Below are 11,876 nucleotides of genomic sequence, written 5' to 3'. Positions count from 1 at the left end.
GCGATGGGCCGCGATGGGCCGCGATGGGCCGCGATGGGCCGCGATGGGCCGCGATGGGCCGCGACGGGCCGCGATGGGCCGCGATGGGCCGCGATGGGCCGCGATGGGCCGCGACGGGCCGCGACGGGCCGCGACGGGCCGCGACGGGCCGCGACGGGCCGCGACGGGCCGCGACGGGCCGCGACGGGCCGCGACGGGCCGCGACGGGGGCTGCTACGCGCCCGTCGGGACCATGCGGGCCAGCAAGTCGTCGAGCGGGATGCTGGCGAAGCCCACCCGTACGTCGCTCGCGCCGTACGGGAGCCAGAACCGGCCGTCGTGTACCAGGCCGCCGCACGAATACACGACGTTGGGCACGTAACCTTCGCGCTCCACGTCGTCCGGCTCGAGCAGCCCACCGGGGAGGTCGGCGATCACGCGTGACGGGTCCTCCAGGTCCAGCAGCATGGCGCCGATCGCGTACCGGCGCATCGGGCCCACGCCGTGGGTCAGGACCAGCCAGCCCGCCTCGGTCTCGATGGGGGAGCCGCAGTTGCCGACCTGGATGAGGTCCCAGCCACGGTTCGGGATCAGCAGCGGGACGGCGGCCTGCCACCGGTGCTGGGAGTCGCGCACGCTCAAGCCCAGCGTCTCGCCGTCGAAGCGGCACAGGGCCAGTTTCTTGCCGTCCACGTAGCGGGGGAAGAACGCCATGCCCTTGTTGCGAGCGGCGGGGCCGAACAGCGAGGCGACCTCGAAGTGCCGTAGGTCCCGGCTGAAGATGACCCGGCCGGAGATGTGGCGGCCGTCGTAAGCCGTGTACGTCGCCTGGTACACGTGCCGGCCGTCCGGGTCCTGCACCCGCACGAAGCGAGCGTCCTCCATGCCGTTGCTTTCGGCCGGGGTGGCCGGCCACAGGACGCGTTGATGCAAGGGCACCGCGGACGGGAAGCTGACCGCGTAGTCGCTGGCGACGATGTGCCGGATCCGGTCCAGGGTCGTCTGCGTCGTCGTGCGGGTGAGCAGCTCCGCGGGCACGTGTCCGATCACGTCCTCGAACTCTTCGTCCGTGTAGCGTTCGGGGAGGGCCGAGACCACGTACGCGGAAGCCTCGTTGTCGATCTCTTCATCGATCATCGCCGCGGAGAGCTGGTTCTTCCAGTGCTGGGCGCCGACGCGCTGGCCGATCATCAGCGGGCCGTCGCGGTCCTCGAGGCGGATCGTGTCGCCGGGGCCCAGGATCGCCGAGCAGAAGCCGACCGACGAGATGTGGCCCTCGCCGATCTGGCGCAGGCTGATCGCCGTGCGCAGTTCGCCCGGCTCCAAACCGGTCTGATCGGGATGCGGCACCATCGACGGGTTGCACAGCGCCGCGGCCTCGACCGCGAACTCGTGACTGAAGTATGCCCCGATCAGCGCGCGAGCGGTCGCTGACAGCGTCACCGACGCCGGCACGCGGTGCTGCACCAGCTCGTAGTGGTGCTGGAACACGCTCTGCATGTCGTGATGCCGGCCCTGGAAGCGTTCCAGCACCTCGGCCAGCAGCCGCGCGGTCTCCTGATCATCGAGGCGAAGGATGCGCTCGATCAGGCTGGACGCCCTGTTCTGCACCACCTGGGCGTCTTCGCCGGGCACGAACAGCTTGATCACCACGCGGCGGCCGTCCGGCGCCATGACGATCTCGTGACGGGTGATGGACGAGTTCATTACTGCGGTCACGGTAGGCCCACCTCACGGTCGGGTCGCGCGATGGGTCGCCAGCGTGCGGGCGTGCTGCAGCGTGGACACAAGCGCGAGGGTGGATTCGGCTCCTTGATTCACATTAGGGCCTTCCGCCATCAATCCGTCATAACATCCGCCGGTTAGGGGGTCATACATGATGATTTGCTGGTCGTTGTCGCCCAGGAACCAGGCGATCGCCTGCCACAGCGGACCTTCCCAGCGTGGGTCGCCGGTCGCGGCGAGAGCGGTGGCGCAGGCGTCGGCCACCGCGGCGGCTTCGATCGGCTGCTGGTCGAACCGGTGCTTGGCCACGCCGGGACGCCAGCCGCCGACCGGGACCGTGGACAGATGCCCCTCGTGCTCCTGTTCGCGGCACAGCCACGCCAGCGAGCGCAGGCCGGCGTGCAGCAGGTCCTCGTCGCCGAGCAGGTCACCCGCCGAGATCAGCACCTCGGCGAGGCACGGGTTGGCGTACGTCAGAGACTGCTCGGGCCAGACCCAGGGCGCTTTGCCGGGCAGGCCGATCACGGTGGCGGCATCGCCCAGAAGGGACGCGGCCTCCGGAGATGGGCCCGACCGCAACACCTCGGCCGCCCCGAGCCCCGCGAACGCCATCGCCCGTGGCCACGACGACCGCCCCCGGCATCCGATCAGGAACGCGTTCAGGGCTTCGCGGCGAATCCACGGAACGGTCGAACGGGCGGCCGCGGTCCCCAACCCCCAGAGCGCCCGCCCCCACCAATCCCCGAAAGAAGGAGAGTCTTCCCACGTACGCCCATAGGAGAACCGATTACGGAAAGCCCCCGACGACGAATCCTGCGCGTGCGTGAGGAACGCCAGGTAACGCTCCGCCAGCCGCACGACGAGCCCGGTCGGCTGCGGCTCCCGCGACGCCACGAGCAGCCCCCGTGACACGTCGTCCACGCAGTACCCATGTTCGCGCCGCACGATCGCGTTCCGGGAGTGCTCCAGCAGCCCGGTGTCGTCCGACAGGCGCGCGATGTGGCTCCAGTCGGGCGGTGGCGCGTCGGTGAGCTGGATCGGCGGCGGCACGAGCCGCAGACCCGCCGTCATGCCGGAACGGACGCCGCGACCGGCGCACCCGCGATAGGCGCACCCCCGGCCGGCGCACCGCCGACCGGCGCACCCGCGACCGCCGAACCCCCGGCAGGCGCACCCGCGATCGGCGCACCGCCGACCGGTCCACGCCCGGCCAGCAACCGCCCGGCCAATGCCTGATATCGGGCCGCCACCGCGGGCCACCGCAGCGTCGGCCCACCGGTCAAGCCGGTCAACCGCCCGGCCAGACCGGGTTCGGCCAGCAGATGCCGCACGGCCGCCGCCATCGCCTCCGGGTCCTGATGCGGCACGAGCAGGCCAGGACCGTCCGCGAGCAGCTCGACCGCGTGCGGGAACTCGCTCGCCACCACGGGGATGCCCGCCCCCACCGCCTCGATCAGCACGCCAGACGTAACCTGCTCGGTCGAGTCGTACGGCAGCACCACCACGTCCGCCGAGCGGATCATCCGGAACAGCGACGCCTCGTCCAGATAGCGGTCCTCCCAGCGGACCGCATCGGCGACCCCGAGCGACGCCGCCAGCTCTTTCAGCGAGTCACGGTAGACGTCGCCGAACTGCTCCAGAACCTTCGGGTGCGTACGCCCCGCCACCGTATACACCGCGGCCGGCGACAGATCCTCGAGCAGTGCGAGCGCCCGCAACGCCCATTCGATGCCTTTCCCGGGCCCGAGCAGTCCCCACGTCAACAAGTGCGGCCGGTCGTGGTCTTCGCGTGGCGCGTTCGCGTGTGTGCCCGCACCGTGCGGAATGACCGAAATCTTGCGCGGCTCCACGGCGTACCGGGAAATGAGCCGTTGACGTGCGGTGTCCGTCATGGTGACCACGGCGTCGGCGGTGAGCGCGATTCGTTCGAGGACGTCGCGCTGCAACGGATCGGGATTACTGAGAACGGTGTGCAGCACGATGATGCTGGGGATTTTGAGCGCCCGGAGAAGGGGCAGCACCTCGCCGCCGGCGTCACCGGGGTAGATCCCGTACTCGTGCTGAATGATCGCCACCTGGTAGCGGTTGAGCGCGTCGGCCGCGGCCCGCCAGCCACCGGGATTGTCGGTGTGCCACGTGTGCGCGACCCGGGGTGCGCCGAGGTCGAGTTCGATTCCGCCGCTGATATTGTCACTCGCGAGCAGGCGGACGACTCCCGAGCCGCCACCTGTATTCAGATGTGTCGCGAGTGCGGCATTGAAGGTCGCCAAACCGCATTGAGTGGGCGGGTAGGTGCTCAGAAAGCCGTAGGTGGCGGGCATGACAGGGCCTTTCTCATCCAGCGGCTGCCTCCCCGCAGCACGATTCAGTGCGCAATCTCCATTGCGCCCGACGCTTCGGGAAAATGCGCCGATCAACGCGCAATCCGCTTGCGGCCTATTCGCGAACACGCCGGACAAAGGCGTCGCCGTGAATAAGTCTCATGGCGACGTTAACAAGATCCGACTATTCTTCGACGATTTTTCGGTAAATCGCCAGGTAGTCGTCGACCATGCGGTCGGCGGAGAACCGCTCGCGGGCCCGGCGCGCGCAGCCGATCCGGTCGATCTCGGCGATGGCGTCGACGGCGGCGACCGCTTCGTCCATGTTCTCGGCCAGAAGTCCGGTCACGCCGGGATCGACCACTTCCGGCATCGACCCTTTCCGGTACGCGATCACCGGCGTCCCGCACGCCATCGACTCGACGACCGACAACCCGAACGGCTCGGCGAACCGGATCGGGTGCAGCAGCGCCGCCCCGGCCGAGAGGATCTTGGCGCGCTGGTCCGGTCCGACCGATCCCATGTACGTGACGCGGTCGCCGTCGATGTGCGGTTGCACCGACGATTCGTAGAAGTCACGGTCCTGCACGATGCCGCAGAGCACCAGCCGCCGTCCGGCCCGGCGAGCGATCTCGATAGCGAGGTCGGTCCCTTTATCCGGATGAATCCGACCAAAGCAGATTAAATCGCTGGAAGGAGCCGCCGGGCTCGGCGTGGGCAGCCATGACAGATCAATTCCGTGGTACACCGTCCCGATATATGACAAATCGGGCGACCGATCGCTATCCGAGATCGAGACGAAGTGCGACGACGACCGCTGGTAGGCCGGCCGGATCGATGGTCCGCTGAACCCGTGCACGGTCGTCACCATGGGTGCGGCGCAATGCCGGGAGAACGCGAGCGGCAACCAATCCAGGTGGTTGTGCACCAAATCGAACTCGCCGGACCGGGCCAGCGCGTGGCTGACGTGCAACGCCTCCCACACCCGCCCGTCGATCTCCGGGTTCTCCTCGTACCCGGTCGGGCTGACCCCGTCGAGCGTGGCCGCCGTCCGCGAGTCCAAGGTCGCGAACAGCGTCACCTCGACCCCGCGTGCGGTCAGCCCCTCGGTCAGCAGGCTCGTGATCAGCTCCCACGGGCCGTAGTGCACCGGCGGCGTCCGCCAGGCGATCGGCCCCAACATCGCCACCTTCATGACAAATACCGTATATAGGATGCTGGGCCAATCCGCCGGCCTTCGCGTGTTAGAGAAGACAGATGACGGACTTCTGGTGGAAAAGCGCGGTGGTTTACCAGATCTACCCGCGCAGCTTCGCGGACGCGGACGGCGACGGCATGGGCGACCTGCGCGGCATCATCAACCACCTCGACCACCTCGCCGAGCTCGGCGTCGACGTGATCTGGCTGTCCCCGATCTACACGTCGCCACAGGACGACAACGGCTACGACATCAGCGACTACCGCGACATCGACCCGCTGTTCGGCACCTTGGAGATCTTCGACGAGCTGCTCCGAGGCGTACACGAGCGGGGAATGAAGTTGATCATGGATTTGGTGGTGAACCACAGCTCGGACGAGCACGCGTGGTTCGCCGAGAGCCGGTCCTCGATCGACAATCCCAAGCGCGACTGGTACTGGTGGCGGCCGGCGCGCGAGGGCATGGAAGCGGGGACGCCCGGCGCCGAGCCGAACAACTGGGGTTCCGTCTTCGGCGGGCCGGCCTGGGAGTTCGACCAGAAGACCGGCGAGTACTACCTGCACCTGTTCTCGACCAAGCAGCCCGACCTCAACTGGGAGAACCCCGAGGTCCGCGAGGCGGTCTACGACATGATGCGCTGGTGGCTCGACCGGGGCGTGGACGGCTTCCGGATGGACGTCATCAACATGATCTCCAAGGACGTGGCGCTGCCGGACGGCCGGATCAAGGCCGGTTCGCTGTACGGCGACGGGTCGGACGCGTACATCAACGGGCCGCGCAATCATGAGTTCCTGCGCGAGATGCACGAGCGCGTCTTCGCGGGCCGGCCGGGCATGCTGACCGTCGGCGAGATGCCCGGCGTCACCGTCGACGAGGCGAAACTCTTCACCGACCAGTCACGCGGCGAAGTCGACATGGTCTTCCAGTTCGACCATGTGTGGGCGGACCGCGGTGACGATCCGTGGCTGCTCGTGCCGCTGAAACTCACCGTGCTCAAGGGCATCCTCGGCCGCTGGCAGGCCGGCCTGGCCGCGACCGGGTGGAACAGTCTCTACTGGAACAACCACGACCAGCCGCGCGCGGTCTCCCGCTACGGCGACGACAGTCCCGAGCACCGCGTCGCCTCGGCCAAGATGCTCGGCACGGTGCTGCACATGCAGCGCGGCACGCCCTACATCTACCAGGGCGAAGAGCTCGGCATGACGAACTATCCGTTCGCCTCGATCGCCGACTTCCGCGACATCGAGGCGCTCGGCCAGTACGCGCAGGCGATCGAGTTCGAAGGACGGACGCCCGAGCAGGTGCTGACCGTGTTACGCGCCCGCGGCCGGGACAATGCCCGCACCCCGATGCAGTGGTCCGCCGAGGCGCACGCCGGGTTCACCACCGCGCACCCGTGGCTGCCGGTCAATCCGAACTACCTGTCGATCAACGCGGCCGACGAGCGGGACGACCCGGACTCGGTGTTCCACTATTACCGTCGGTTGATCGAGCTGCGGCACACCGAACCCGCGGTAGCCGACGGTGACTTCACCATGTTGCTGCCCAACGACGAGCGCCTGTACGCCTTCACCCGTCGCCTGGCCGGCACCGAACTGCTGGTGATCGGCAACTTCACCGCCGAACCGGTCCGCGCCGACATCCCCGACGCCGCCGCGTGGTCGTCCGCCGAGTTGCTGCTGACGAACCTCGCGACGCCGCCGGGCGACGATCTCACGCTGGGGCCGTGGCAGGCCGTGGTGTACCGACGGTAAGGATCACCTCGGACGTGTCCCGGATGGTCGTCTCGGTGGCGACCATCCGGGTGGCCGGCCCCGGTGGTTCCCCGGTGCCGTAATTGCGCAGGTAACGCGGATGCGCCCCGCCGGCCACCAGCAGCCGCATCCGGTGACCGGGCCGGAAGCGGTGCGCGGTGTGGCTCATCGTCACCGTGGTGCGGCCCCCAACGATTCGCGCCAGGCCGTCGCAGACGTTGATCGACCGGCCGGCCGGGTCCACATCGCAGAGCCGCGCGAACAGGTCCCCGCTCGCGGCCGTGGTCGTCGCATCGAACTCGGCGCGCACCGGGCCCATCACCTCGACCGCCTCGCCGAGCGGCTCACCGGTGAACAGCACGACGTCGCCGCGTTTCTCCAGCTCCTTGTTGTCCACCTGCCCCTGCGTCGCGGACTGCAGCGGCCCCCCGATCGACGGCGTCGGGTCGCGCGGGTCGTACCGGAAGGTGGTCGGCTCATGCACAAACCTCCACACCTCTTCCCGTACGCCCGGAGGGGGCCACGTGGGAAGGTCGCGCCACTCGTCCGCGCCACCGACATGCACGCGTACCCGATAGGCGGCCGGCTCGCCCCGCAGCCGGCGCATGGCCTGCGCGAAGATCTCGGTCCAGCCGTCCTCGAGCGACGAGGTGTGCGTCCACGGCCCGATCAGCAGATCCGCGTCGGGCAGCCGCTGGAACTGCTCGATCACCTGGTCGGTCGCCAGGTCCCACCAGCCGGTGCACAGGCTGACCGGGATGCCGAGGTCCACGGCCAGCTCTGGCCAATACTCCGGCTCGGGGTGCGCGAGCCACTCCTCGAACGCCGGCCGCCGTCCCCCGAAGATCGACGGATAGGCGTCCAGGAGCGGCACGCGGGTGGTCGCGCCCTTCATCGTGCGGCGCATGCGGATCATCGCGCGGACGAAGTCCTTGGTGGTCTGCGCCTGCCCGAACATCGCCAGCCCGCCGACCAGCGACCGCTCCAGCCGGAACGCGCCGCCGCCCCACCAGAACTCGTGCCCGTCGGACATGCCGACCTGCATCACGGCGGCTTTCCACTCCGGCGGCGGCTTCTCGGCCATCGCCCATTGCGCGAACGCCATGTAGCTGGGCCCGAGCGTGTACAGCTCGCCGGTGAACCACTCCTGCTCGCGCAGCCACTCGACCGCGGCCCAGCCGTCCGGGCCCTCGTTGTGCCAGGTGTGGAACTCGCCGCCGGATCCGCCGGTGCCGCGGCTGCTCTGCAGCAGAACGTGGAAGCCCTGCTCGGCGGTGAGGACCCCGTACAGGTAGTTCCACGGGAAGCCGCTGCGCACGTACGGGGCGCGCAGCAGCACGGTCGGGAAATCCCCGTTGGCGCGCGGTGCGTAATGGTCGGTCAGCAACGGGCTGCCGTCGGCGGCGGGCACCGGCACGGCGGGTTCCCAGCGGACGTCGTAGCGTGCGGACGGCCCCTTGCGGGTACGCCGTCTCAGCAATCGGAGGAACAGTGGCAGTTTTTCCATGACACCACCTTTTCTCGTACGCCGTACTAAAAATGGTACCAGGAGGTTTTCATGGTCAGGGGACGTCCACCGGCGCACACGCGGGACGAGGTCGTCGCCGCCGCGATCGCGCTCGCCGACGCCGAGGGGCTGGCCGCGGTGACGATGCGGCGGGTCGCGGCCTCGCTCGGGGCGGGGGCGATGTCGCTCTATACGTACGTGGACAATCGGGATCGGCTGCTCGACCTGATGGTGGACGGTGTCGGCGCCCCGCCGGTGGCGTTGACCGGGGACTGGCGTCAGGACGTGGTCGCGCTGGCCGGGGCGCAGCGGGCGCTGATGCTCGCGCACCCGTGGCTGCCGTCGGCGTTGCCGAATCGTCGGCTGTCCGGGCGCAACACGTTGGCGTACCTGGAAGCGGGTTTGACCGCACTGGAACCGACCGGGCTGGACGGCGCCACCCGGATGGAGATCATCGCGCTGGTGACCGGGTTCGTGGCGTCCTACGTGATGAGCGAGACCGGTGGCCGGCAGCCGACCGAGGAGCAGGTGGCGGCGCTGACGTCGGCGGTGGCCAGCGGTGAGTTCCCGCGGCTGGCGGCGGCGCTGGCGGACGGGGGGCAGGCGCGGGAGCCGGACTTCGAGCGCATCGCCCGCTGGATGATCACCGGGCTGATCGAGCAGGCGCAGCGCGGGTTTTAGACGGCTGGATCCAGGCGGTGAGGTTCGCCGGGCGGTCGGCCTTGCCGTAGAGCCAGCCCTGCACCAGGTCGCAGCCCTGCTCGCGGAGCCAGTCGCGCTGGCGGGCGGTCTCCACGCCCTCGGCGACCACCCGATGCCCCATCGCGTGGGTCATCGCCAGCACCGAGCGCACGATCGGCTCGTTCGCGCCCGGTGACCCGCAGTCCTTGACGAACGAGCGATCGATTTTCACGACGCCTACCGGCAGTCGATGAAGATACGAGAGCGACGAGTATCCCGTACCGAAATCGTCAATGCAGAGAGTGACGCCCAGCGCATGCAGGGCGTTGAGCGTGAGCAGCGCCGCGTCGATGTCCTCCATGACACCCGACTCGGTGATCTCCAGCCAGAGCGAATCAGCCGGCAGCCCGGTCTCGCGCAGCACGTCGTCCACGATCGCCACCAGCGAGCCGTCGCGCAGCTGCCGCACCGCGACGTTGACCGAGACGTGCAGCGGGCGGGCGTCCGGGCCGCGCACCGCCATCCACTCGCGCAACTGGTACGCCGACTCGCGTAGCAGCCACGCGCCCATCTCCACGATCATGCCGGTCTCCTCGGCGATCGGGATGAACTCCATCGGGCTGACCGACCCGAGCTCCGGCGACTCCCAGCGCATCAGCGCCTCGAACCCGTCCAGCTCGTCACTCGGCGTGTCGATGATCGGCTGGAAGTGCACGGCGAGTTCGCCACGTTCCGACGCGCCGCGTAGCGCCTGCTCCAGCTTGACCCGGTCGCGTACCTGCTCGCGCAGCGACGTGTCGAACAGCGCGTACGCGTTGCGGCCGGAGCCCTTCGCCTTGTACATCGCGGTGTCCGCGTCCCGGATCAGCTCCAGCGCGTGCACACCCCCGTGCGACTTCGCGACCCCGATCGACGCCGAGATCACCACGTCGCCCACGGACAGCCGGAACGGCCGCGCGAACTCGGTCAGCAACCGGTCCGCCAGCGACTCCGCCAGCCGCAGATGCGACGGGCCGGCCAGCGCGACCACGAACTCGTCGCCGCCCACCCGGCACACCAGGTCCTCGGCGCGTGCCTGACCGCCGAGCCGGGCCGCGACCGCTCGCAGGAGCTCGTCGCCGACCTGGTGACCCCAGTGATCGTTGACCATCTTGAACCGGTCCAGGTCCAGGAACAGCAGGCTGATCTCGAGGCGCTCGGCGGCGGCCCGGTCACCCCACGCGGACACGGTCTCGGCGAGCAATTCGCGGTTAGCCAGATCGGTGAGCGCGTCATGCGTCGCCCGCCGGCGCATCGCCGCCTCGGCGCGCGCCCGCGAATTGTTCGAGCGGACCACCCGGCCCAGCACCGTGAGCACCAGCAACACGCAGAGAACCGCCCGGACCACGTCGTTGACCAGCGTGCTGAGCGGCACCAGCGAGGTCACCACGATCGGCACCACCAGCACCACGGTGATCACGACGAGGCGCAGCCGGCTCAGCCGCCCCACGGCGACCGCTTGCGGCTCGGTGAGCGTCCGCATCGACGGGTGCACCACCGCCGCGGCCATCCCCACGAACATGACCATGAGCAGCGAGTCGACCACGTGCGGCGGCGTGTCCAGCACCTGGGCCGAGCGCAGCGTGTAGAGCAGGTCCGCGACGAACATCGCGATCGTCGAGACCACCAGCATCCACAACGCGGGCTGGCGCACCCCGCAGGCCAGCAGCAGCCGCGCGACCAGCGCCAGCAGCAGCACGTCAACGATCGGGAAGAACGAGTCGATCAGCCGGTACACGTTCAGGCCGGCGTCCGTGACAGCCGGCGTGATCACAAACGTCCAGACCAGGAACGCCGCCGCCAGCCCCACCAGCATCGCATCGGTCCGCGCCGGGTCATCCTCCGCGGCCCGGCGCCGGCGCAGCATCGCGTGCAACCCCAGACCCAGCCCCAGGTACGCCGGTACGACGAACGCGTTCGGAATCAGCGCGGCCGGAGTCGGCCCGTCCGTGCCCGGCACCACCGCACGAATCACCGCCGCCACCACGAACAGATAGCTGGCCGCCCGCATGTAATACCAGGGTTTCCGGTCCGCGCGCCGCAGGTACCGGTTGGGCCCGACGTGGATCGCCACCAGCCCCGACACGAGGATCAGCAGCATCGCGACGGCCCCGATGCCAGGCGGCGCCACGATCTGAACACCGAGCAGCGCAGCCCCACCGGCATGCCAGAGCCGCACAGACCGCATGCCCAGGCCGGGCGGCCCGCTCACGGTGGCGTCTGCGCTGAGCATGGTCCTTTCATCGGCACGGGACCACTTTTCCTTACGCGTTTCCCGCGCCCCGCCCGGCCTTTGCGCTGCGTCGCCCGGCGCCCCGCCTCGCCTTGCGCTGCGCCGCCCGGCGTCGTCTTGCGCTGAGTCGCGCGGCGTCGTCTTGCGCTGAGCCGCCCGGTGTCGCCTTACGCTGAGTCGCCCCACGCCGCCTTACGCTGAGTCGCCCCGCGTCGTCGCTTCTGGCGTCGCCTCGCGGGCTGCGTCGTTTCGCGCTGCGTCGTTTCGCGCTGCGCCGGTTCGCCTTGCGTCGCCCCGCGCGCGAGCTCACACCCATCGCCTACGTCGCCCGCCCGGCGGGGTGGGTGGTCGTGGTGTGTGCGGCCGGTTGCGGTGGCGGGGTGGGTGCGGTTGGTTGCCATGCGGGCGGGGTGGGTGGTCGTGGTGTGTGCGGCCGGTT

At 69.5% G+C, this 11,876-nt stretch carries 8 protein-coding genes; 2 read left to right on the top strand and 6 right to left on the bottom strand.

The window, feature by feature from the left end:
* Window positions 1-213: 213 nt before the first annotated feature.
* The 4 genes from HH310_RS42765 to HH310_RS42750 form a co-directional block, all read right to left on the bottom strand.
* Complete coding sequence (locus HH310_RS42765) at window positions 214-1,698, bottom strand: glycoside hydrolase family 130 protein (RefSeq protein WP_312034690.1); 1,485 nt, start codon at window positions 1,696-1,698, stop codon at window positions 214-216.
* Window positions 1,699-1,710: 12 nt separating this feature from the next.
* On the bottom strand, window positions 1,711-2,775 hold the full coding sequence (locus HH310_RS42760; protein ID WP_211193333.1) for a glycosyltransferase: 1,065 nt from the start codon (window positions 2,773-2,775) through the stop codon (window positions 1,711-1,713).
* A complete protein-coding gene (locus HH310_RS42755; RefSeq protein ID WP_169181508.1) occupies window positions 2,772-4,025 on the bottom strand; it encodes a glycosyltransferase in 1,254 nt (417 codons plus the stop codon). Before HH310_RS42755 ends, HH310_RS42760 begins: the two co-directional genes overlap by 4 nt.
* 184 nt (window positions 4,026-4,209) lie before the next feature.
* On the bottom strand, window positions 4,210-5,220 hold the full coding sequence (locus HH310_RS42750; RefSeq protein ID WP_169181507.1) for a glycosyltransferase family 4 protein: 1,011 nt from the start codon (window positions 5,218-5,220) through the stop codon (window positions 4,210-4,212).
* Between the two features lie 62 nt (window positions 5,221-5,282).
* Here HH310_RS42750 and HH310_RS42745 point away from each other — a divergent pair, with 62 nt between their 5' ends.
* Window positions 5,283-6,977, top strand: coding sequence for an alpha-glucosidase (locus tag HH310_RS42745; protein WP_169181506.1), 1,695 nt, complete (start codon window positions 5,283-5,285; stop codon window positions 6,975-6,977).
* Here HH310_RS42745 and HH310_RS42740 read toward each other — a convergent pair.
* Window positions 6,937-8,484, bottom strand: coding sequence for a CocE/NonD family hydrolase (locus tag HH310_RS42740; RefSeq protein ID WP_169181505.1), 1,548 nt, complete (start codon window positions 8,482-8,484; stop codon window positions 6,937-6,939). The genes HH310_RS42745 and HH310_RS42740 overlap by 41 nt on opposite strands.
* Window positions 8,485-8,535: 51 nt before the next feature.
* Between HH310_RS42740 and HH310_RS42735 the strand changes: the two genes are divergently transcribed.
* Window positions 8,536-9,165: a TetR/AcrR family transcriptional regulator gene (locus tag HH310_RS42735; protein WP_169181504.1), complete on the top strand. Its 630-nt coding sequence runs from the start codon at window positions 8,536-8,538 to the stop codon at window positions 9,163-9,165.
* Here the strand turns inward: HH310_RS42735 and HH310_RS42730 are convergent.
* The gene (locus HH310_RS42730) at window positions 9,128-11,437 is read right to left on the bottom strand and encodes a bifunctional diguanylate cyclase/phosphodiesterase (protein ID WP_248294982.1); all 2,310 of its coding nucleotides are present in this window, start codon (window positions 11,435-11,437) and stop codon (window positions 9,128-9,130) included. The two genes, HH310_RS42735 and HH310_RS42730, sit on opposite strands and share 38 nt — an antisense overlap.
* Window positions 11,438-11,876: the final 439 nt, after the last annotated feature.

The organism is Actinoplanes sp. TBRC 11911, from assembly GCF_012933445.1.
In the GTDB taxonomy this organism is placed as follows: Bacteria; Actinomycetota; Actinomycetes; order Mycobacteriales; family Micromonosporaceae; genus Actinoplanes.
The sequence above is the reverse complement of the archived record's forward strand: the minus strand, read 5'-3'. Positions and strand labels throughout refer to the sequence as shown.

Excerpts from the sequence above, each read along its gene's own strand:
- HH310_RS42760 (WP_211193333.1), bottom strand. The coding sequence starts at position 2,775 with ATGACGGCGGGTCTGCGGCTCGTGCCGCCGCCGATCCAGCTCACCGAC.
- HH310_RS42755 (WP_169181508.1), bottom strand. The coding sequence starts at position 4,025 with ATGCCCGCCACCTACGGCTTTCTGAGCACCTACCCGCCCACTCAATGC.
- HH310_RS42750 (WP_169181507.1), bottom strand. The coding sequence starts at position 5,220 with ATGAAGGTGGCGATGTTGGGGCCGATCGCCTGGCGGACGCCGCCGGTG.
- HH310_RS42745 (WP_169181506.1), top strand. The coding sequence starts at position 5,283 with ATGACGGACTTCTGGTGGAAAAGCGCGGTGGTTTACCAGATCTACCCG.
- HH310_RS42740 (WP_169181505.1), bottom strand. The coding sequence starts at position 8,484 with ATGGAAAAACTGCCACTGTTCCTCCGATTGCTGAGACGGCGTACCCGC.
- HH310_RS42735 (WP_169181504.1), top strand. The coding sequence starts at position 8,536 with ATGGTCAGGGGACGTCCACCGGCGCACACGCGGGACGAGGTCGTCGCC.
- HH310_RS42730 (WP_248294982.1), bottom strand. The coding sequence starts at position 11,437 with ATGCTCAGCGCAGACGCCACCGTGAGCGGGCCGCCCGGCCTGGGCATG.